The following is a 21,221-nucleotide window of genomic DNA, read 5'->3' as shown; positions in this document are numbered from 1 at the left end:
ACTTGGAGTCAGGAGATGTTAGACAGGATTGTTGGACCACTTTTACCCGTTGCGTTTGTGATCGTGCTCGGCTTTATCGCCGGCAAGCGCAAACGTCTGAATCATTCGGACAGTCTGCTGATCAGCCGGCTCGTGCTCGGCTGGATTTTCCCGGCGTTGCTGCTGGTCGGCATGGCGAGCACGCCGCGCTCGCAGCTGTTCGACTTCAAACTGATTCTTGCGACGTTCATTGGCATCATGGGGATGTACACCATCGCGCTGTTGCTCGGCTGGTGGCGCTATCGCGAACTGAAGGCGGCGACGCTCAAAGGCTTCGTCAACGGCTATCCTGATGCCGCGTTCATGGGCATTCCAATCCTGCAGGCGATGTTCGGTCCCGGCAGCATTTATTCGGTGCTCATTCTCAATCTGATCGCAAGCCTCGTGATGATTCCGTTGACGACCATGCTGCTGACCGTCGCAAGCGGAGAAGGAAGCGGCACGCAGGCGTTTCTGGCGAGTATCAAGAGCGCGGTGCGCCGTCCGTTGATGTGGGCGCCGGCGCTTGGCATCGTCTGCTCGCTGCTGCAGATCAAGTTTCCGCCCGTGCTCGCCGAAGCCTTCAACCTGCTCGGCAAGGCAACGCCAGGCGTTTCTCTGCTTTGCCTCGGGCTGATCATGTCGTCGGTCAAGCTGAAGCTGTCGAGCGAAGTCTGGGCCAACCTCGGGCTCAAGCTGTTCATTCACCCTCTGTTGATGTTCGCAGCGACTGTCCTGCTCGGCGTGCATGGTCTCTACGCGCAACAGATGATCCTGCTTTGCGCACTGCCGTCGGCGACCATTCCCGCGATGTTCGCCAACGAGGCGGGCGCCTATCAGAGCGAAGCCGCGACGTCGATTCTCATCAGCACGGTGCTGTCGATCGTCACGTTCTCGGCGGCTATTTATCTCGTCGATGGTGGCCTCGCCGCTGCATAACGACAGGTAGCGAAGCGCCCGCTTCGCTACCACATCACATCACCCGCAATGCGATCAGTGCGGCAGCCGGTTCGCCACTTTGGCGACACCCGCAGCCGCACACACTTCATCCTTGTCTCCGCCTGGCGCCCCGCCGATTCCCAGCGCGCCCACCATCTCGCCGCCCGCCTTGAACGCCACAGCACCTGGCAGTGCCATCACGTTGTGAACCGTTGCGAGTTGCGGTGCGTAAGGACTCGTTTTGATCAGTTCGAAGAATCCGCTCGAACGGTCGAAGCCGAATTCCGGCCCAAGCGTGACGACCGTAAATGCTTTTCTGAAACTCGATTCACCCGTGTGCACCGTCGCGTGATCGCCGCGTATGACGACTTGCGGCACACCGTCCATATCGACCACCGTCGCAGTCACCCAGTACTGCTTCTGTTCACACACGCGAATCGCTTCTTGCGCTGCCTCGACGGCGAGACTGGTCGGCAACGTGTAGTGATATCCGGGCTGAGGCTGCTGTTGCGCATGCACCGGCATACACGTGATCGACAGGCCGCAAAATAACGCGAACGACAAAGGCAATCTCATATCAACCTCCAACACGGATCAGAAGAACACAACGGGAGCGGCCGACGACCGTCGCGCAAGCGAGCACACATCGGCTGCGCCGACTGCGAAGCCGCGCCCCCTGTTCGTCGGCATCATCGAAAGCATTGCGTTTCACACCAAGATTCTTGCGCTCAATGCAGCCGTCGAGCGGTCACGCCTGGGAGCGCGCCCGTCAACTGTTCCTCCATGTGACGCATCGAATAGACACAGTCTCATTCTTTTCCAGCCTCTTCAAATGCCTTTCAGGCTTTATTTCAACGGAGTGCAAACTTATATTGACCCGTTTACGGCATTTGTAGGCGTGAATTTTAAGAAAGATATAAAACTGTCTTTTGAACAGATGGAAATAGATGTTGGCACAACGAGCGCGAACAGCGTAAAGCGCGACGCGCCGCGAATCAGTTCGAACTCGTCTGCCGTTGATCGATGCCAAGTGCCTCTGCTTTTCGAACGAGGTCGGGAAGCGAGCGCGATGCCATTTTCTTCATCACCTGCCCGCGATGAATCTTCACGGTGATTTCGCTCAGATGAAGCTCATAGGCAATCTGCTTGTTCAACATGCCGGCCACCACGAACTTCATCACCTCGCGCTCGCGTTGCGTCAGAGATTCATACGACTCTTGCAGCGTCGCCAATGCGTGTTCCGACTCGCGGCGCTCGGCGTCGCGCTTGAGCGCGTGAGCGATCGCGTCGAGCATGTCCTGATCGCGGAATGGCTTGGCGAAGAAATCCAGCGCGCCCGCCTTCATCGCCTTTACCGTCATCTCGATGTCGCCGTGCGCCGTGATGAACAGGATCGGCATGCGCACGCCGCAGCGATGCGCTTCCTGCTGGAACGCAAGACCGCTCTCGCCTCGCAATCGGACATCGAGAATCAGGCAACTGGGTGCGTCGTACTTGGGAAACGCGAGGAAATCCTTGGGTGACTCGAATGTCTCCACATGCAGACCCACCGAGCGCACCAGCCCATTCAATACAAACCGGATCGATTCATCGTCGTCGATGACATACACGACTGACGGCTTGCCTTCGCCATTTTTTGTGATCGAAGTCGAACTCGGTCCTGGGACCATTTCGCCTCCTTATTAACGAGTGAGGAATCCTTTCGCAGACCGCGGATTGTCTGATGCAGATACAGCAACACACTACATTGTTGTCCCAAACGACGACGAGCGCAAAGCAAAGTCGCGCGTGGATTGCTGTGTGAAGGGCTAAAGTGAGGGGAGCGTCAAACAAGAAACGATTGGATGCTATCGCGTTGCGCGCGGCGATTGCAGCAGCAACGGCACGCAACGCTAAACCTATATTTCGCTTATTGGTTTTTGGCTGCAAGAAATCCACGTATCAGCTCGGCAATTTCATCGGGCTTTTCGTCGAGTGCGAAATGTCCGGCATCCAGAACGTGAATCTCGGCCTTTGGAAGATCGCGCCGATATGCGTCCGTTTCTGCCGGCAGGAACGACGGATCGTAACGGCCCCACACGACGAGCGTTCTCGGCTGCGTCTTTTGCAGCCACGCTTGCCAGCGCGGATAGGACGCTACATTGGTTCGATAGTCGTAGAAGAGATCGCTTTGAATTTCTCGCTGTCCGGGCCGGCTGAGGAACGCGTATTCATCCGTCCATAGATCGGGATCGTACGACTCGACGTTCGGACTGGTGCCGATGTGGCGCTGCTTCGCCGCCTGCAATGACATCAGGTTTTGCTCGACGGCTGCCTGGTTCGCCTGACGGTCGGCCCAGAACGCGCGGCGAGTCTTCCATAGCGGGCCAAGCCCGTCTTCATGCGCGACGGCATTCTGGATGATCAGCGCGTTCACGCGTTCGGGGTGCGCCATCGCAACGCGAAATCCAACCGGTCCGCCGTAGTCCTGCATATAGATCACATACGACTTGAGTCCGAGCGTCTCGACGAATCGGTTCGTCACAGCCGCGATATGGTCGAACGTGTATGAAAAGCTAGTGGGCGCGGGCGCATCGCTATGCCCGAAGCCGGGAAAGTCGGGCGCGACCAGATGATACCGATCGCCAAGTCGTTTCAACAACGGCTCGAACATGCGTGACGAAGAAGGAAAGCCGTGCAGGAGAAGAACGGTGGGCGCATCGCGTGGACCTGCCTCGCGATAAAAGATAGACACGCCATCCACGTTTGCGACCCGGTACGACACGCGGCTGTCGTGCCATGTCTGGCCCGCGGCCGGCGCACTGCTGATCGCGGCCGTCAGCAATATGCCGAACAACGAGCGGATTCGAACCTTTCCCATCATGAGCGGCTCCAGGTTGAATGTAGCGAGGGCTTCAAAAAGCAAACACGAGATCAAGGCAGCGGCCCAGCCTCGGACCGCGCGACATCGAGAAACGCACGCATAGCGTTCGACAGATAAGCGTCGCGCCGCCGAACGAAGAGCGTCTCCATGCGCGCCGTGTCAGACTGAAGCGCGTGGACCGCGACGTGATTCCTCTGCTCCGCGTTCGACACGAGCCCTCGCGGCAACAACGTAATGCCGATGCCCGCCGCAACGCACGAGAGGATCGCGTCGATCGAGCCGAATGCGAGTGCCGCGACCGACAGTATCCCCATTTCGGCGAGCAGCAAATCGAGTCGCTCGCGATACGAGCAGCCCTGACTGAATACGATCGTCTTCAGATTTCCAACGCTTCCCACTTCGTTCAACGAGCGCATCGCCGCCGGTGTCACGAGCACGAGCTCTTCGCGGAAGACCGTCTCGACATCGAGGCCGGGATCGTCTTGCGGACCTGCAACGAATGCGCCATCCAGACGGCACTCGGCTACAGCGTCGGTCAGCCCATCGCTCGTGCCTGTCGTCAACGACAATCCGACTTGCGGATACAGGCTCGCGAAGTGGCTCAACGCACGGCTTAGCTGCAGTGCACCTGTGGTCCACAACGCACCAATTGCGAGCGTGCCGCACGGCGGACCATCGTCGAGTGCGGCAAGGCGCGCGTCCGCGACCAGCCGGGCCGCTCGCGCCGCGTAGGGCAGCATGCGCTGCCCGGCGGGCGTCATCTTCACGCCGCGCACATGCCGCTCGAATAGCGCCACGCCCACCTCGCCTTCGAGGGACCGGATTCGTCCCGTGACATTCGACTGCACCGTATGCAACTCCAGCGCTGCGCGGCTCATGCTTCCGAGGCGAGCGACAGCGTCGAATACCTTCAGATCCGCCACGTCCATGATGTGCACCCCGATGAATCGCCATCGAGCGTAAGGGCTCGCGTCGACGTCTTTCGTGTTAGCTCACGTCCCTGATCCAACAGGAATAGCCTAACGAGGGTGCAACGGGCGCACCAGCCTACTATTGCTTGCACTTTGACCCACCATCGCATGACGTGCTCATACCGTCGTATGTAGCGGGCAGGCACGATCCGCGCATGGGTCGTGCAGCCAGAAGTCAGCTAGCGGCATCGCCGGCTGGAAGCGTGAAATGGAAGCGCGCGCCGCCGTGCACCGAGCCGTTATCGGCAGCAATACGCCCGCCGTGCGCTTCGATGATCGTGCGGCAGATCGGCAGGCCCATTCCCATGCCGTTTTCCTTGGTCGTGTAAAAGCTCTGAAACAGCCGGTTGAGGTCTTCCGGCGCGATGCCGGGTCCGCTGTCTTCCGTCGCGCAGTAGACGGTCGCGTCCTCGCGCGTCGCCGTGCGGATCGTGATCTTGCGCTCGGAGCTGCCCGCCTGCTCCATCGCCTGCATCGCGTTGACGAGCAGATTGACGACTACCTGCTGCAACTGAATGCGATCGGCGAATACCATCGGCAGCACAGCGGCACGCTGGCGCAACACGATGACGCCGCGCGACTGCACTTCATGCTGCAGAAAAATGAGGGCTTCGTCGATCAGTTCGTCGAGTTGCGCGACCGCGCGCTTCGGGCCGCGCCGAAGCGCCATGCCCCGAATGCGATCGACGATGTCCACCGCGCGCCGCGCATCGGCGCCGATCCGCACGTTGATCTGCCGCGCCTCCGCGACGTCGGGCACGGCACGATCGAGCCAGCGGTTGCCGATCGCGCTGTTCATCGCGATAGCGGAAAGCGGCTGGTTCAGTTCGTGAGCGACGGAAGCCGTCAGCTCGCCCAGCATCGAAATGCGCGCGGCGTGCGCGAAGTCGGCCTGGAGCCGTTGCAGCATATCCTGCGCGCGCACGCGCTCGGTCAGATCGACGAGACTGATGAGCGCGATGCCCAGATCTTCGGCCGAACTCGGACGCGCGATCGTAAAGAGAACGTCGATAATCCGCCCGTCCAGCGTGGGCAGCTTGGTCGTTTCCTGAAAAATCGCCTTGCCGCCATAGCGGCTTTCGAGCGCCCGCCGAAACGTTCCGGGGCTTTCCCGCCAGACCCACGGCAGCGGCCCGAGCAACGCGCTCCTGTCCTTCGCGCCGAACATCTGTGCCGCGTGGTGATTGACCTCTTCGACGATCAGCATTTCCATCGCACGATCCAGCCAGCCCGGATGGTCGTCGATATACGTGGACAGATCGTCGACGCCTTGCGCGCGCAGCTCCGTGAGCAGCGCCATCAAGGGCTGCGCCTCGATCTGCCAGAGTCCCACGGGCATGTCGAAGAACAGGCTGCGATAGCGGTGCTCGCTGCGTTCGAGCGCGGCATGCGCCCGCTTGCGCACTGTGATGTCCTTGAGCGCGCCGAGTACGCGCAAGCTGTTTTCCGCGTCGACCACGACGCGCGCCACCACTTGCAGATACCGGATCGACCCGTCGGGCATCAACAGCCGGTGTTCGACGTCGAACGGCTGGCGGTCGTGCGTCGCGCGGTCGAAGGCGAGGCGCACGAAGGTGATGTCGTCGGGATGCACGCGGCCGAACATCATGTCGACGGTCGGATTGGCGCCGGCGTCGAAGCCGAAAATCCGGAAGCTCTCTTTCGACCAGATCAGTTCACCGCTCGACACATGCCAGTCGAAGCTGCCCGTGTGGCTCAGCTGTTGCGCGTCGGCCAGCAGCGCTTCAGCATCCTGCAGATCGGCGTAGAGACGCGCCGTTTCGAGCGACAGCGCGGCCTGCGACGCCAGCAGCCGTAGCACCGCCGTGCGGGCGGGCGTGAAGGCATCGGAAGTCAGGTTGTTTTCGAGGTAAAGCACGCCGATCAGCCGCGTTTGCTTGACGAGCGGCAGGCACAGAATCGAACGGCAGTCGTGACGGCGCACGTACTCGTCCGACGAAAACGGACTGCGCGCCGATGCATCATCGAGCAGCACGCTGTCTCCCGTGCGGATCACATAGCGCAGCACCGATTCGGGAAGCTCGCTGCCCGTCGCGCGAATTTTCGGCAGGCGCACGTCCACGCCGTCATGCACCGTCGTTGCTTCCGCTTCGATTCGCAACTCGTTGCCGCGCTTGAAGATCAGCAGGCCGCGATTCGCGCCCGCGTGCTCGAGCGCGAGCACCATCAGCGTGTGGATCAGCTCGTTCAGGTCGATGCCGCTGAAGATCGCGCGCGACACGTTGACCACGGTCGCGAGATCGAGTTGTTCGTTCGAGGTCGCGATCGTGCCATCGAGACTCGCCGGCTCGTGCCGCAACTGAGCGTACGTTCGTGCCAGTTGATGAACCTTACCTTTCGCGCCCCAGCGTTCGTAGCAGGAACGCGCATTGAAAAGATAGGTGTCGGCGATGGTTTCGAGGCCGCGCGCCGCATGAAACTGCGCGGCCAGTTCATGGGCGAGCGCCTGATACTGGATGAAGCCGTGCTCCCGCGCCGCGCGGATCGCTTCCTCATAGAAATGCATTGCGTCGGAATCGCGGCCTTCGATGCGCGCAATTTCCGCGGCGAGCAGCGCATGACGGTGACGGAAATTCTCGGGACAATGCGTGCTCCACGATTCGAACTTCGCCAGTTTTTCCGCGAGCCGGTCGCGCCACGCCTGTTGCTCTTCCACGCTGGCAGCGGGATAACGCGCCGCCAGCGTCAGCGCGTCGAAGAAGTGAAACGTCGGTTCGATGGGCAGCGCCATCGCCGCGCCCAGCATCGGCGCCGCGTCGCTCGCGGCCTTCGACGCATCGTCGTACCGGCCGTCGTGAAACGCGAGGATCAGCTTCATGATGTGATAGAAGACGATCCCGCAGCCGAAATTCGCTTTCTCGATCGCGCTGAAACAGGCGGCGTCGTCGAACATCGCGTCGCCCAGCTTGAGCGGGTCAGTCGTGAGGCCACGCAGGCTGGCGACGAATTGCTGTTCGAGCCGGATCGTTTCGAGCACGGCGTCGTTGTGACTTTGCCGCGCGAACGCGGCATGCTTCTCCGATAGCGGCTGAACCTCGTCGAGCACCGCCCCTTTCTCGATGGTTTGCCATACCGTCGTGAAGGCGAGGTATCCGGCGAACACGAGGTCGCCCACTTCGAGGCACGCCACACTCGCGCGCTCCAGGATCGGCAGATCGGTCACGATATGCCTCCGCCAGAAGTTGATGTGGTTGCCATGCAGGTGCAACAGCTTTCCGTAGAAGCGCCGGTTGTCGAACTTCTCGTTCAGACGCAGCGACATGTCGGAAAACTGCACGGCAGAGGGAATGTCGCCGAGGCTCGACACCAGCATCAACGCGTAATTGCCGTACGCAAAACTCGAGTTGTCGGTATTGCCGTGCTGCAGCGACAGGATGACGGCCTTCAGCGTGATGAGCGGATAGTACGCAGGCCGCGCGATAAAGGCGCACGGCATCGCTTCGACCAGAAGATCGACCACCGCGCGTATGGCGGGGTCTTGCGCGACGGGCGCATCGACGAGTTCGCTGATCGCCCGTCCCGCGAGGTACGACGGAATCTGCTGCAACACGGCATCGACGGCAGGCCCGACATCGTGTTCGGCGTCGGGAAGCAGCACGCCGAAATCGCGCAGCGCAAGCCGCGCGACATCGAAGCTCTCGTCGAATCGCCCGGCCACCTGGTAGGCCGACATTCGCAGGCCGAACACCTTCGCGCGGTCCAGATTCGAGCGCGCGCGCTCCAGCAGCATGTCGAACAGCGCATCGGCATCGGTGAAATCGCCGGCGAGGTATTCGCATTCCGAGTAGGCCAGATACAAATCGAACGTGCTCTCGTAGCGTTGCGTCCAGGCATCTTGCGAAAGCAACGCGACGCCTTGCGCCAGATAGCGTCGTGCCGATGCATATGCCGTCGATCGCATCGCACGCCTGCCCGCCATCAGGTTCAGCGCGACAGTGCGCTCGCGTTCTTCGTCCGTCTCGATCAACGCGGCGCCGCGATTGAGCTGGTTGACGATATCGAAGATCGATTCTTCGAGCGCTTCGGGCGCCGTCCGCGACGCGAGCGCCCGGCCGATCCGCACATGCGTCGCCGCGCGCTTCTCTATCGGAATGAGCGCGTAGGCCGCCTCCTGCACGCGGTCGTGCGCGAACGCGTAAGCCCCGTCAAGACGAAAGATGAGGCCCGCTCGCACGGCCAGCCACAGCTTGGCGTGTATCGACGCCTCCGGTTCGCCATGCACGAGCGTCAGCGTCGCGAAGTCAGCGGCGTTGCCGAGGCTCGCAAGCTGCCCCAATGCTTCGCGTGTCGCATCGGGCAGACGCGTCAGCTTTGCCGCCATCAGGTCCGCGACGTTCTCGGTGAAGCCCTTCCCGCGGATACGCGGCAAGTCCCAGGTCCATCGCGAAGCGTCGTGGTCGAAGGCAAGCAGCGATTCGTCTGCGAGCGTGGTCAGGAACTGGATCGCGAAGAACGGATTGCCGCCCGTCTTTTCGTACACCAGTTGCGCGAGCGGGGCCGCCGTCGCGGCCGGGCAGTGCAACGCATCGGCGACGAGTTGCACTACGCTGTCGGGCGCGAGCGGCGCAAGCTCGATCCGATGCACGTTGCCGCAAGCGCGAGCGATCGCACCAAGCGTGCGCGCGAGGGGATGCGCATCGTCGACTTCGTTGTCGCGATAGGCGCCGACCAGCAACACGTGCTTCACATCGGGGTGCGTGACGAGATGTTCGAGCAGATCGAGGGTGGTGGTATCGAGCCACTGCAGATCGTCGATAAAGAGCGCGAGCGGATGCTCGTGCCGCGCGAACACACCGAGAAAGCGGCGAAACACGATCTGAAAGCGGTTCTGCGTCTCTTGCGGCGGCAGCGCCGGAACGGGCGGCTGCTCGCCGATGATGAGCGCAAGCTCCGGGATCAGATTGACGATCACCTGGCCGTTCGGCGCGAGCGCATCCAGCAGCGCGCGCCGCCACGGTTCGATCTCCGCATCGCTCTTGCTCAGCAGATCGCGCACCAGCGACTGGAAGGCCTGGGCGAGCGGCACATACGGAATATCCCGCTTGTACTGATCGAACTTGCCGGATGCGAACAGACCGCGCGGCGGCACCAGCACCTTGTGCAACTCGTTGACGACCGACGACTTGCCGATGCCGGAATAGCCGGAGATCAGCACCAGCCCGCTCGGGCCGCCCGCGACGACCCCGTTGAACGCCGCCACGATCTCGTCGATCTGCGCCTCGCGCCCATACAGCTTTTCGGGGATCAGCAGCCGGTCGGAAGCGTCGCGCGTGCCGAGCGCGAACGGCACGATCTCCTCGTTCGTTTCGCAAGCGGCGAGGCACGCACGAAGATCCGCCTCGACGCCAGCCGCCGTTTGATAGCGGTTTTCCGCCGTCTTCGCGAGCAGCTTGAGCACGATCTGCGCGACAGGCGCCGGAAGGTCGCTCACGCGCTCTTCCGGCGGCACAGGCCTGCGTGCGATATGGCAATGAATCCACTCCATCGCATCGGCAGCCGCGAAAGGCAGCGCGCCCGTGAGCATCTCGTAGAGCGTGACACCGAGCGAGTACAGGTCGCTGCGTGCGTCGATCGAGCGGTTCATGCGGCCCGTCTGCTCAGGCGCCATGTAGGCAAACGTACCAGCGATGATTTCAGGCGACGCTGGCGGCTGATGCTCGAGCAGCAGTTGCGACGCGATGCCGAAGCCGGTGAGCCGAACACTGTCGTCGCCGTCGACGAGCACGTTGGCAGGCTTGATATCCTTGTGAATGAGGCCGCGTCCATGCACCTGGCCGATTGCATGCGCGAGATTGGCGGCGATGCGCAGACATCGCGCGAGTTCTAGCGGCTGGCCGAGCAGGCGCACCAGCGGGTCGCCGCCGTCGTCGTCGAGAAGGAGCATCGGCGGCACTCTGCCGAGGTCGAGCGCGACCGGCTGCGCGGCCCAGCGCGTATCGAGCAGCGAGGCCAGCTCGTATTCGTGTTCGAGGCGCGTGACGCTTTGCGATGCCGGGCGCGTGGCGATCAGCGCGAGCAGCGAGACAGGGGTGTCGGGCCGTGAGGCGCGACACAACGATAGATCGCAGTCGTCGTGGAGCAGCTCCAGCTGAAACCCAGTGAAGTCCATGACGAAGCCCCCGGTTTCGCCTCACGTAACGAATCGGGAATAGCCTAACATGCAAGAATGCGATCGCGCCCCGAAGGGCCGCGTTGCTGGAAACGACGGTTGCGGCCACAACGGGCGCGCGCAACCTTCGTCGGAGAAACGCGTTGTCTTGCGGGCTAGCGCCCCAGCGTGCCCGTGTAATAGCCGAGCCGCGCTTCCACATCGTGGTTCTTCTGCAGCCCGAGCTGCATCAGTTGCGCGATCCGTTCCTGCGCCTGCGGACGGCCAACCGACGCGATGAAAGCGTCCCATTCGGGCGCGACGTCCTTGTCGGGCGGCAAGGTCACGGCATTCACCTGACGCTTGATCGCGACGAGCGCCTCTCTATCGAACGACGCGATTCTCGAAGCTAGCCCGTCCACGAATGCGTCGAGTTCGCTGTCCGCGAATGCGCGGTTCACGTAGCCATAGCGCTCCGCCAGTTCGCCGTCGATATCGTTGCCGCTCAACAGCACTTCCAGCGCGCGCCCGCGCCCGATCAGACGCGACAGGCGATTCATCGGCCCGCCGCCCGGCACCAGCGCGGCGCCGACTTCCCACTGCGAAAGCAGCGCTTTTTCGCGGCTTGCAAAGCGCATGTCGCTGGCGAGCGCCAGTTCGCTGCCGACGCCCGTCGCGCGGCCTCTGATCGACGCGATCGATACGACGGGCGCCCGCCCCAGCCGCGAGAGCATATCCGGCAACGGCGGCATGCCTGTCGGCCCCGGCGGCATGCTCGTGGTCTCCTGCAAGGGAGGAACGAAGTCGTAATGCGTGAGGAAGAAATCCGGCACCGCGCTTTCGAACACCACCACCTTGACTTCGGGATCGGTTTCGAGCGCCGTCACGACGGCATTCAACTGCGGCATCGAGTCCGGTCCGAAGATGTTGAAAGGCGGGTTGTCGATGATCACGCGCCAGTAGGCCTGGCTGCGACGTTCAATCCGAAACTGCTGATTCGAACTGTCGTTGGTCATATCAATCTCCATCCTTCAGGCTGAAGCGGCCCTTCTTTCGGGGCAGCCAGGTTCAATGGGCGCAACGCTCGTTATTTCGAATGCAACTGATCGAGCACTTTGAGCAGGTCGCGTGCACCGGCCGTGGACGAAGCGGGATTCTGCCCCGTGATGAGGCGGCCATCGATAATCGAAAAGCTCTGCCAGTCGTCGACCTTCTCGAACAATCCGCCCAGCCGCTTCAGTTCGTCTTCGACGAGAAACGGCACGACCTTCGTGAGTTGCACGGCTTCTTCTTCCGAATTGGTGAACCCGGTCACGCGCTTGCCCTTGACGAGCGGCTCACCATTCACCTTCACATGTCGTAGCACGCCCGGCGCATGACACACGAGCGCGACGGGCTTGCCGGCGTTGTAGAAGTTCTCGATCAGCGCAACGGATAGCGGGTCTTCCGCCAGATCCCACATCGGGCCGTGTCCGCCCGGATAGAACACCGCGTCGTAGTCGTCCGCTTTGACCGTGCTGAGTTTCACCGTGTTGGCGAGCACCTTTTGCGCGGCGGGATCGTTCTTGAAACGCTCTGTCAGCTCTGTTTTGCCTTCTGGCATGTCGCTCTTCGGATCGAGCGGCGGCTGTCCACCCTTAGGTGAGCTGACGGTTATCGTCACGCCAGCATCGAGAAACGTGAAATAGGGAGCCGCGAATTCCTCTAACCAGAAACCTGTCTTCTTCCCGGTGTTACCGAGTTGATCATGGGACGTCAACACCATCAGGATTTTCATTGTCGCACTCGCATGATGAAAGAATGATGTAGCTACCGATTGAACGGGGCGATCCACGTAAAGTGGCAAGTGCAATATAGCCCTTGCCGGTAGCGCCGACAAACGAAGGGCCGTGCGCTAATACCAAAGTATAGGTGTCGATACGTATGTGCTATCGACTCGATGAACCACTTGCGGTTTCATCATTCCAGGTGCCGCATCCACCCCGCCGACAGACCGTTCGCCTTTGCGACCCTCCCGCTTTCCAAACTGATGCGGATCATTCGAGAAGCAGTTGTCTACTCGTGAGAAACGAACATGAAGGCCAGTAGCATCGACGTCAATCTGTCGACCCGGGAAATCCAGGTACGTGGGACAGCCATCCCGTTGGGCAGCCGCGCATTCGATATTCTTACCGTGCTGATGGCGGCGCACGGCCAGGTCGTGTCGCTCGAAGATATTCTTCGTAAAGTGTGGCCCGACACGGTCGTCGAGGAGTCGAACATACGCGTGCACGTTTGCGCTTTACGCAAGGCATTGGGCGAAGACCGGCGCCTGATTCAGAACATACCGGGACGCGGCTACCGGTTGACGCCTAAATGGGACATGCCGGCTGCGAGGGCCGGCATGTCGATGGCGGGGGAAGAGCGATAGCCGGTCATTTCCGCCAGCGTGACCGCGACAGGCGCGGCACTATCCGAACGGGTTGCATCTGCAAGCGAACTGCGTTGCGGCGCAGTTCGTGCAGTGGCCAGAGCGCTAAAGCGTCAGAACGATTCGCCGGCCATTTCTTCCGTCTTGCGCCATAACGCCTCGGCATTCGCAGCGTCGAGCGCGTATTGGCGTACGCCTTCGCTGACGGGCGTAATGACGACGTCGTCGGCGACGACTTCGCTCACGTGGCAGTTCTCGCAGTATCGGCCGCCGACCTCGTCCGCCGATGCAACCACGGCTGCCCACACCGAAGTCGCGGCGCCCTGCGGAACGGTCTTGAACTGGAACGGCGCCTTTCCTTCGGACGCAAGCTGACTGTTGATTGTTTCCAGCAGCCCGGCCATTTGCCCTTCGTCCATGTGACGGGCGAGTTCCGTCTGAATGCCGCCCGGATGGACCGCTGCCGCGCGCACGCCGCGTGCCTGATGCCGCTGGTCGAAGGCGACCGCGAACAGGATGTTCGCCGTTTTCGCGCGTCCGTACGCAACGAAGGGATCGTAGGGCGTGCGTTCGAAGTTCGGATCGTCGAGATCGACGTTCGCGAAACGGTGCCCCGACGATGCCAGTATGACCACGCGCCCACCCGATCGCAAAAGCGGAGCGAGGCGATTCACGAGCACGAAGTGGCCGATATGGTTCGTGCCGAACTGCGTTTCGAATCCATCCGCTGTTCTGCCGAAGGGCGTCGCCATCACGCCCGCATTCGCGATGATCACGTCGAACGGTTTGCCTTCGTCCAGCAGTTTGTCAGTGCATGCGCGCACGCTCTCAAGACTCGCGAGATCGAGCGAGACCAGATCGATGCTGCCCTCACCCGAGGCCGCGTCGCTGCGCGCTGCGGCGATTGCGCGCGCCGCCTTGTCGAGGTCGCGCGCAGCGCCAACGACGTTCGCGCCACACGAGGCCAGCGAACGCGCCGTCTCCACGCCGAGTCCGGCAGACACGCCCGTGACGAGAATCCGCTTGCCGCGTAGATCGATGCCCGCAAGCACGTCGTCTGTCGTCGATGTCGCACCCAATTTTTCAGCCATTTCCGCCTCTCTGTTCGCAGTAAGGTTGACGTTTTGCGTCATGAGGGATAAAACGGAGTCCCTCTCCGTTTTTACAGGATAAGCGGAGACAGTCTCCGTTTGCAAGCACTAAAAGGTACGACAAAGGGTTAAATGAATCACTCGACGCCAAAGGAACGGAAGCCGCGCGCCGATGCGCTGCGTAATCGCGAGCGTATTCTCGAAGAGGCGAAGAAGGCGTTCACGCGCGAAGGCGCCGATATCAGTCTCGAAGACCTCGCCCGTCAGGCGGGCGTCGGGCCTGGCACGCTTTACCGGCACTTTCCTACCCGCGACGCGCTACTGGAGAGCGTCTACCGCGCCGAAGTCGAGAAGCTCGCGAAAGAAGAGCGCAGGCTGAGCGAGACGATGCCGCCCATCGATGCGCTGAAAGCGTGGATGCTGCTGTTCGTCGACTACATCGCGACGAAGAAGATCATCGCGCCCGCGCTGAATTCGCTGGTGGGCGGCCCGTCGAAGGTGTTCGAATCGTCGGGCGCGCAGATCGTGGACGCGATTCATTCGCTCGTCACGCGCGCAATCGAAAGCGGCGATATTCGCGCCGATCTCGATCCGCTCGACCTGTTTCGCGCGCTCGTCGGGGTGTCGAACGTCGCGTCGGCGCCGGACTGGCAACAAAGCGCGCGCAGGCTGGTGGATATCCTGCTGATCGGGTCGCGGCCGGGCGCGTGAGTCGCGCCTGGCGCAAATGACGTCGAAAATGTCATTTGCGGCAATGGCTCGGACGCGGTTTTCTGATTACATTGGTCCTGTCCGATCTCGGACGACCTCCGATCAATCTTCGCAGCTGGAGCAATCATGAGCAGCACGGCGCATCGTTCGACAACAGCCAACCTCGACCGCCCGATCTGGACGGCGCTCACGACGCGCCAGGCGCATCTCGGACTCGGCGATGCGCTCGCGCGCCGCTATCACCCCGACGTGGCGCCGTTCGCGGCATTGGCGTCGGATACGCCCGCTGCATACGAGGCGCTGCACCAGCTTCTGCAGCCGCACGAACAGGTTGCCTTGTTGTCGCTGGAGCCTCTCGCTGGAATCGAAACGCTTCAGGTCGTTCATGCCGGCACGATCCATCAGATGGTCGCTGCGGGTGACGCAGCCGAAACCGCAGACGATCTGGACGTGATCCGTCTGGCCAACGTCGACGCGAAAGAGATGCTCGATCTCGCGCAAAAAACCAAACCGGGCCCGTTCGGCACGCGTACCCACGAAATGGGCCACTACATCGGCGTTCGCGATCAGGGGCGGCTGGTTGCGATGGCGGGCGAACGGATGAGCCTCGACGGATACGTCGAAATCAGCGCCGTCTGCGTGGATGACGACTGGCGCGGCAAAGGCCTCGCAGGCCGGCTGATCAACATCTTGCGCAGAGAAATCACGCAGCGCGGAGAGACACCTTTTCTACACGTGTTCAGTCACAACACGACAGCGATCCGCCTGTATGAAAAGCTCGGCTTCGAGTTGCGCCGCGAGTTCGTTCTCAACCGGATCGGCCATGCGATGCAGGCGTGAATACCGCTCGTCACATTTGATTCACAAAAGTCCGCACGCTCGCAAACCGCGCTTTCCGCTCTCCGCAACCGTCAAGTTCTCATTCATGTGACCGTTAACAAGGCCGCAGCAACGTCCTGCGGCCTTTGCTCTCGCGCTCGGCTGCGGGGGGACAACATCGTGGCTCACTGTGAAAACGAAAACTATGAAATTGAAGAATCTGCCCGTGCGGACGGGCTTTATCGCGGTTCTCTCGCTGTTTGGCATGCTGGTTCTGGTCACCGCGTTGCTTGGGATCTATTCGCTCACGAAGAACAACGGATTGTCGGAGCGGATCAGCACTCTCAACGCCGAAACGGTCGACCTCAAAGACGTCTATATCAACAACCTGAAAGCCCGTAGCGCGTTGAGCCGGGCTTTCATCGCGCTGTCCACGAACCCCGCTGACAAGGACGCCGCCGTCGCCGCAGCTCGAAGCTACTACGACCTCGCGAAGAAGTCGTTCGCCGCGTTCGAAAACATCACGAAGGAAACAGCCGCTCAACAGGACGCGGCAAAACGGGTCGCCGACACGTTCACTGCGCACGCCAACGCGATCGATCTGCTGTTCACGGCAATCGGCTCCGGCGATGTCACCGCGTATGCTGCAACGAACGAAGGGCCAATGACGCAGACGAGTGCGGCATTCGGCAAGTCGGCGGATGCGTTCTTCAAAGTGGCCGAGGATGAAACGACGCAACTGAAGGATGAGAAGGCGCACGCCAAATCGGTGTTGATGGGCGTCGCAATCGGCTTGCTGGTGTTGTCGTGCGCGTTGATTCTGCTCGTTTACTACACGCTCGAGCACACCGTCGTGCTGCCGCTCAAAGAAGCAATGAGCGTCCTCCAGCACGTGGCGCGCGGCGACCTCACCGTGCAGATCCGTCACGAATCCACGAACGAAATCGGCCAGCTGTTCGACTCGATGAAGGAAATGAAGCGCAGCCTCGCCGGGATCGTGCACGCGGTACACGGCGGCACGGACACCATCGCGACGGGCGTGCATCAGATGGCAAGCGGCAACACCGATCTGTCGCAGCGTACCGAGGAACAGGCGGCGGCATTGCAGGAGACGGCGTCGTCGATGGAACAGTTGACGAGCACGGTGCGCCAGAACGCCGACAACGCGAAGCAGGCCACGCAACTCGCGATGAGCACGGCGATGATCACCGAGCAAGGCAACCGCGCCGCGCAGGAAGTCGTGGCGACGATGCAAGGGCTGTCAGATCTGTCGGGCCGGATCGCCGACATCACGAATGTGATCGAGGGCATCGCGTTTCAGACCAACATTCTTTCGCTGAACGCGGCAGTGGAAGCCGCCCGCGCCGGCGACGAAGGCCGCGGCTTCGCGGTGGTGGCGAGCGAGGTCCGCTCGCTCGCGCAGCGTAGCGCGAGTGCCGCGAAGGAAATCAAGGAGCGCATCACCGATTCGCTCGGCCGCGTGGAAGCGGGCGCGCAACAGGTCGACAAGGCCAGCCAGGTGATGGCCGACATCCTGATCTCGGTGAACCGGGTCAGCGATCTGATGGGCGAGATCGCGGCGGCATCGGAAGAACAATCGGAAGGCATCGAGCAGGTGAACCGCGCGATCACGCAAATGGATCAGGTCACGCAACAGAATGCCGCGCTCGTCGAGCAGGCTTCGGCGGCTGCGCTCGCACTCGAAGAACAGACGGTTGCGTTGAAGAGCACGGTGTCGGTGTTCCGCGTCGAGCGCGCTTTGGCTCACGTGTGAAGTGATTCGGGACGTTTTCGCGGGCCGTGGCTGACAATCGTTTGACGCCACGATTCATCCGCAAGCTACCCGAAAGCGCGCGCCGTCAAATCGGCGCGTTGCACGTTAAACGAACGCCGCGTTGTCTTGACATACAACGCGCATAAGACGAATAATGAAGCGTTCGTTTAACGAAACCATGTTCGACTAACGAACATCAGCAACGCAAGACGAATCACACGCAAAGCGCGGACGCGCCACCCATCTGTTGCGTCCAGGCCTGAGCTTCACCCCGGAATTCCTGCCCCAACAACCACCTGACATTCAGGTGACGTCAAGCTTTCCAGCGGTGCATGCGTCACGCACTCACACGCCGCGTGTCGATTCCGTCCGCGCCGCCCACAGGCGGACCGACGCCACACCGAGCGAGAAACATGAAGCGAGACACCTCCCCCACCGCCGCCTTCCAGCCCGCCGCGCCGCGCGGCATCGTCGAAGGCCTTGTCTATGTTTTCGAGCGGGTCATGCCTGACCCGTTCGTGCTGTCCATCTGCCTGACGTTCGTCGTGGCCGTGCTGGCGCTGCTGATCGCGCCGACAGGCAACGTGCCCACGCTGCTCGACTCGTGGTACACGGGCACCTTCGGCATTCTGGCTTTCGCGCTGCAGATGATCCTGATTCTCGCGACGGGCTACGCGATCGCCGAGGCGCCCATCGTCCAGCGCGGCTTGCGCGCGCTGGCGGCCCACGCGCAGACACCCGCGCGCGCTGCGCTGCTGGTGTTCCCTGTCGTCGCGATCGCCGCGTGGCTCAACTGGGGACTCGGCCTGATCGTCGGCGCGCTGCTGTCGCGCGAAATCGCCCGGCGCGTCCATGTCGATTTCGCGTGGCTCGTCGCCGGCAGCTATTCGGCGTGGTCGATCTGCAATAGCGGGCTGTCCAGTTCGATCGCGCTGTCGCAGGCTTCGCATGGCAACGCGCTCAATCTCGTCGAGAAGGCGACCGGCCATGTCGTGCCGCTGACCGAGACCATCTTCGCTCCGTTCGTGTTTATCCCGACGGTGCTGGTCGTCGTCGTGATGACGGCGATCTTCATCAAGATGCATCCGAAATCGGACAACGTGGTCGCGTTCAGTGATGCGGGCGATACGAGCGACGACGCATCCAGCGCCGACCCACACGCACGCAGCAGCGACGGCCCGGCAACCTTCGCATCGCGCCTCGAACAGTCGATGCTCGGCACGCTGCTTCTGCTCGTGCTCGGCGTCGGCTACCTCGCGATGGAATGGCGCGAGAACAAGTTCGACCTCGACATCAACACGACGATCCTGATCTTCCTGCTGATCGGCCTCGCGCTGCAGCGCACGCCGATCGCGTATGCGAACGCGATCCGGCGCGCCGCGCGCCAGACGGGTTCGATGCTGCTGCAATACCCAGTGTATGGCGGCATCATGGGCATCATGAAGGGCACCGGGCTCGCGTCGATGATCGCCAAAGCCTTCGTGACGATCGCAACGCCCGCCACACTGCCTGTCTGGAGCTATCTGAGCTCGCTGATCATCACGTTGCTCGTGCCGAGCGCGGGCGGTCACTGGGCCGTGCAGGGTCCGTTCGTTCTGCCCGCGGCGATCAGCCTGCACGCGTCGGTGCCGCGCACCGCGATGGGCGTGGCAATGGCCGAGAACGTATCGAACATGCTGCAGCCGTTCTGGGCCGTGCCGATCGTCGCGATTGCCGGCATCCGCATTCAGCGCGTGATGGGCTATACGGCCGTCACGTTCGCCGTGTCGCTCGTGATCTACGCGGCGGCACTCTGGCTCGTGCACTAAAGCCCATCAAGCTCCCGTCACGCCGCAACCTCTTGCGAGACTTCGCCGAGGTTGCGGACCAGCTGACGATATTCGTCGCCACGCGCCGCCATCTCCGCTTCGCTGATCGATCCGCGTCGACTCAACGGCCCCACGTTATATGTGATGAGCGGCTTGCCGTAGTGCATGCCCGCGAGATGCGCGGATTGCTCGAACGGCATCAGCAGCGCGTCGACGATCTGCGTGCCGTGCTGCTCGACAAGTTCCGGCTTCAGATATGGCCGCAGGACGTCGTCGGCCCACACGTGGTCGTTCGTCTCCGGAAAATAGCGTTCGCGAATCCGGCCGATGGTGACGGCCAGTTGCAACGTGCGCCCATCGAGCACCAGTGACTTCTCCGGCGCGCTGCCGAACAGCGTGTCGTTGACCACATCGTCCAGCCATTTCTTCAGCAGCGACGGGCTGCTATACCAGTACAACGGAAACTGCAGCACGATATGGCCGTGCTCGCGGATCAACTGCTGTTCGCGCGCGGCGTCGATGTTGAAGTCCGGATACAGCTTGTACAGCTCGCGGACCGTGACGTCCGGCTCTTGCGCGATCGCATCGCGCAGTGCCTTGTTGCCACGCGAGTTCTCGATGTCGGGATGGGCGATGATGACGAGGGTTTTCATGTCGGCTCCTGCAGACAGACGCTAATCGATTCGCTTCCAGGCTGGCGGTGAAGCGCGCCTCGAAGCACTTGCGATGACTATACTGAGTGGCCCCTACGCGATAAACCGGGCACAGTCCAATTCACCTTTCGAGTAACTCAAAAGATGGACCGCATCGATGCGCTGCGCCTGCTGATCGATGTCGCCGAGATCGGCAGCTTTTCTGCCGTGGCGAGACAGCGAACCATGGCGACGTCTTCCGTGACGCTGGCGGTGAATCAGCTGGAGCAGGAAGTCGGCGCCACGCTGATCACCCGCACGACGCGTCGACTCGTCTTCACGCACGAGGGTCTGGCGCTGCTGGAAAGCGCGCGGCGCATCATCGCGGAATGGGATTCGACGCTCGCGAGCCTCAAGGAAGACGGGCCGCTCGCAGGTCCCATTCGCGTGACGGCCACCAACGACTTCGGCCGCGTTCAGTTACGGCCCCTGCTCGACCGCTTCCAGGCGCTTCACCCGGGCATACACATGAGCCTGTTGCTGAGCGACAGCACCGTCGATCTGATCGACGAGCATATCGATCTGGCGCTGCGCAACGGCCCGCTCGCGGATTCGAATCTGCACGCGCGTCTGCTGGTGCGCGGCGAGCGCGTGGTGTGCGCATCGCCGGACTATTGGCGTGTTCATGGCAAGCCCACGTTGCCCGGCGATCTGGCGAATCACAATTGTCTGATTCTGGCGCGGCCCGGCGCGCCGCTCGCCGCGTGGCGCTTTCGCGTGGCGGGCAAGCAGATCAACGTGAAGGTCTCAGGCGACCGTCAGGCCAGCGACGGCGTCGTGCTGCGCGAGTGGGCGGTGGCGGGTTTGGGCGTGATCATCAAGAACCGCTGGGACATCCGCACGGAGCTGGCGGAGGGAACGCTCGAAACGGCGCTAGACGATTGCATCGCGGAGCAGGTCGATCTGTACGCGGTGTATCCGGCCGCAGCGCCTCACCGTCGCGTGACCGCGCTGATCCAGTTTCTATCGGAAGAACTGGCGCGTCCGTGAGCGCTTGAATTGCGAATCGGGCCGCC

16 protein-coding genes are annotated in these 21,221 nt (G+C 62.0%); 7 read left to right on the top strand and 9 right to left on the bottom strand.

What is annotated here, in order from left to right; genetic code table 11:
• Positions 1 to 15 precede the first annotated feature (15 nt).
• Entirely contained in the window at positions 16 to 957 is a 942-nt protein-coding gene (locus SB822_RS25825) for an AEC family transporter (RefSeq protein ID WP_007733848.1), read from the top strand.
• A 54-nt stretch (positions 958 to 1,011) separates the two neighbouring features.
• On the opposite strand, the gene SB822_RS25820 is transcribed toward SB822_RS25825, so the two are convergent.
• The 7 genes from SB822_RS25820 to SB822_RS25790 form a co-directional block, all read right to left on the bottom strand.
• The gene (locus SB822_RS25820) at positions 1,012 to 1,533 is read right to left on the bottom strand and encodes a GlcG/HbpS family heme-binding protein (RefSeq protein WP_410855933.1); all 522 of its coding nucleotides are present in this window, start codon (positions 1,531 to 1,533) and stop codon (positions 1,012 to 1,014) included.
• 419 nt (positions 1,534 to 1,952) lie between these two features.
• Positions 1,953 to 2,627 (bottom strand): response regulator transcription factor, encoded by a 675-nt coding sequence (locus SB822_RS25815; RefSeq protein ID WP_007584554.1) that lies wholly within the window; start codon positions 2,625 to 2,627, stop codon positions 1,953 to 1,955.
• Between the two features lie 239 nt (positions 2,628 to 2,866).
• The gene (locus SB822_RS25810; RefSeq protein WP_410855932.1) at positions 2,867 to 3,820 is read right to left on the bottom strand and encodes an alpha/beta fold hydrolase; all 954 of its coding nucleotides are present in this window, start codon (positions 3,818 to 3,820) and stop codon (positions 2,867 to 2,869) included.
• A 50-nt stretch (positions 3,821 to 3,870) separates the two neighbouring features.
• Positions 3,871 to 4,749 (bottom strand): LysR substrate-binding domain-containing protein, encoded by an 879-nt coding sequence (locus SB822_RS25805; RefSeq protein ID WP_410855931.1) that lies wholly within the window; start codon positions 4,747 to 4,749, stop codon positions 3,871 to 3,873.
• Between the two features lie 217 nt (positions 4,750 to 4,966).
• Positions 4,967 to 10,921: an AAA family ATPase gene (locus SB822_RS25800; protein WP_410855930.1), complete on the bottom strand. Its 5,955-nt coding sequence runs from the start codon at positions 10,919 to 10,921 to the stop codon at positions 4,967 to 4,969.
• A gap of 155 nt (positions 10,922 to 11,076) precedes the next feature.
• The gene (locus tag SB822_RS25795; RefSeq protein ID WP_007584548.1) at positions 11,077 to 11,916 is read right to left on the bottom strand and encodes an enoyl-CoA hydratase/isomerase family protein; all 840 of its coding nucleotides are present in this window, start codon (positions 11,914 to 11,916) and stop codon (positions 11,077 to 11,079) included.
• Between the two features lie 71 nt (positions 11,917 to 11,987).
• Positions 11,988 to 12,677, bottom strand: a complete 690-nt coding sequence (locus tag SB822_RS25790; protein WP_410855929.1) for a type 1 glutamine amidotransferase domain-containing protein — start codon at positions 12,675 to 12,677, stop codon at positions 11,988 to 11,990.
• Positions 12,678 to 12,974: 297 nt separating this feature from the next.
• Between SB822_RS25790 and SB822_RS25785 the strand changes: the two genes are divergently transcribed.
• Positions 12,975 to 13,310, top strand: a complete 336-nt coding sequence (locus SB822_RS25785; protein WP_007584546.1) for a transcriptional regulator — start codon at positions 12,975 to 12,977, stop codon at positions 13,308 to 13,310.
• Positions 13,311 to 13,423: 113 nt separating this feature from the next.
• On the opposite strand, the gene SB822_RS25780 is transcribed toward SB822_RS25785, so the two are convergent.
• The gene (locus SB822_RS25780) at positions 13,424 to 14,401 is read right to left on the bottom strand and encodes an SDR family NAD(P)-dependent oxidoreductase (RefSeq protein WP_410855928.1); all 978 of its coding nucleotides are present in this window, start codon (positions 14,399 to 14,401) and stop codon (positions 13,424 to 13,426) included.
• Positions 14,402 to 14,533: 132 nt separating this feature from the next.
• Between SB822_RS25780 and SB822_RS25775 the strand changes: the two genes are divergently transcribed.
• From SB822_RS25775 to SB822_RS25760, 4 genes are all read left to right on the top strand, one after another.
• A complete protein-coding gene (locus tag SB822_RS25775) occupies positions 14,534 to 15,112 on the top strand; it encodes a TetR/AcrR family transcriptional regulator (RefSeq protein ID WP_007584544.1) in 579 nt (192 codons plus the stop codon).
• A 126-nt stretch (positions 15,113 to 15,238) separates the two neighbouring features.
• Positions 15,239 to 15,952, top strand: coding sequence for a GNAT family N-acetyltransferase (locus tag SB822_RS25770; protein WP_410855927.1), 714 nt, complete (start codon positions 15,239 to 15,241; stop codon positions 15,950 to 15,952).
• Between the two features lie 184 nt (positions 15,953 to 16,136).
• Entirely contained in the window at positions 16,137 to 17,705 is a 1,569-nt protein-coding gene (locus tag SB822_RS25765; RefSeq protein ID WP_410855926.1) for a methyl-accepting chemotaxis protein, read from the top strand.
• Between the two features lie 413 nt (positions 17,706 to 18,118).
• Entirely contained in the window at positions 18,119 to 19,513 is a 1,395-nt protein-coding gene (locus SB822_RS25760) for a short-chain fatty acid transporter (protein WP_007584536.1), read from the top strand.
• A 17-nt stretch (positions 19,514 to 19,530) separates the two neighbouring features.
• Here the strand turns inward: SB822_RS25760 and SB822_RS25755 are convergent, their stop codons facing one another.
• Positions 19,531 to 20,166 (bottom strand): NAD(P)H-dependent oxidoreductase, encoded by a 636-nt coding sequence (locus SB822_RS25755; protein ID WP_410855925.1) that lies wholly within the window; start codon positions 20,164 to 20,166, stop codon positions 19,531 to 19,533.
• A 144-nt stretch (positions 20,167 to 20,310) separates the two neighbouring features.
• Between SB822_RS25755 and SB822_RS25750 the strand changes: the two genes are divergently transcribed.
• A complete protein-coding gene (locus SB822_RS25750; RefSeq protein WP_410855924.1) occupies positions 20,311 to 21,195 on the top strand; it encodes a LysR family transcriptional regulator in 885 nt (294 codons plus the stop codon).
• Positions 21,196 to 21,221: the final 26 nt, after the last annotated feature.

The organism is Paraburkholderia sp. SIMBA_054, from assembly GCF_046534875.1.
GTDB classification, from domain to species: Bacteria; Pseudomonadota; Gammaproteobacteria; order Burkholderiales; family Burkholderiaceae; genus Paraburkholderia; species Paraburkholderia hospita.
The sequence above is the reverse complement of the archived record's forward strand: the minus strand, read 5'-3'. Positions and strand labels throughout refer to the sequence as shown.

Excerpts from the sequence above, each read along its gene's own strand:
- SB822_RS25800 (WP_410855930.1), bottom strand. The coding sequence starts at position 10,921 with ATGGACTTCACTGGGTTTCAGCTGGAGCTGCTCCACGACGACTGCGAT.
- SB822_RS25820 (WP_410855933.1), bottom strand. The coding sequence starts at position 1,533 with ATGAGATTGCCTTTGTCGTTCGCGTTATTTTGCGGCCTGTCGATCACG.
- SB822_RS25780 (WP_410855928.1), bottom strand. The coding sequence starts at position 14,401 with ATGGCTGAAAAATTGGGTGCGACATCGACGACAGACGACGTGCTTGCG.
- SB822_RS25770 (WP_410855927.1), top strand. The coding sequence starts at position 15,239 with ATGAGCAGCACGGCGCATCGTTCGACAACAGCCAACCTCGACCGCCCG.
- SB822_RS25760 (WP_007584536.1), top strand. The coding sequence starts at position 18,119 with ATGAAGCGAGACACCTCCCCCACCGCCGCCTTCCAGCCCGCCGCGCCG.
- SB822_RS25785 (WP_007584546.1), top strand. The coding sequence starts at position 12,975 with ATGAAGGCCAGTAGCATCGACGTCAATCTGTCGACCCGGGAAATCCAG.
- SB822_RS25755 (WP_410855925.1), bottom strand. The coding sequence starts at position 20,166 with ATGAAAACCCTCGTCATCATCGCCCATCCCGACATCGAGAACTCGCGT.
- SB822_RS25810 (WP_410855932.1), bottom strand. The coding sequence starts at position 3,820 with ATGATGGGAAAGGTTCGAATCCGCTCGTTGTTCGGCATATTGCTGACG.
- SB822_RS25790 (WP_410855929.1), bottom strand. The coding sequence starts at position 12,677 with ATGAAAATCCTGATGGTGTTGACGTCCCATGATCAACTCGGTAACACC.
- SB822_RS25825 (WP_007733848.1), top strand. The coding sequence starts at position 16 with ATGTTAGACAGGATTGTTGGACCACTTTTACCCGTTGCGTTTGTGATC.
- SB822_RS25775 (WP_007584544.1), top strand. The coding sequence starts at position 14,534 with ATGAATCACTCGACGCCAAAGGAACGGAAGCCGCGCGCCGATGCGCTG.
- SB822_RS25805 (WP_410855931.1), bottom strand. The coding sequence starts at position 4,749 with ATGGACGTGGCGGATCTGAAGGTATTCGACGCTGTCGCTCGCCTCGGA.
- SB822_RS25795 (WP_007584548.1), bottom strand. The coding sequence starts at position 11,916 with ATGACCAACGACAGTTCGAATCAGCAGTTTCGGATTGAACGTCGCAGC.
- SB822_RS25750 (WP_410855924.1), top strand. The coding sequence starts at position 20,311 with ATGGACCGCATCGATGCGCTGCGCCTGCTGATCGATGTCGCCGAGATC.
- SB822_RS25765 (WP_410855926.1), top strand. The coding sequence starts at position 16,137 with ATGAAATTGAAGAATCTGCCCGTGCGGACGGGCTTTATCGCGGTTCTC.
- SB822_RS25815 (WP_007584554.1), bottom strand. The coding sequence starts at position 2,627 with ATGGTCCCAGGACCGAGTTCGACTTCGATCACAAAAAATGGCGAAGGC.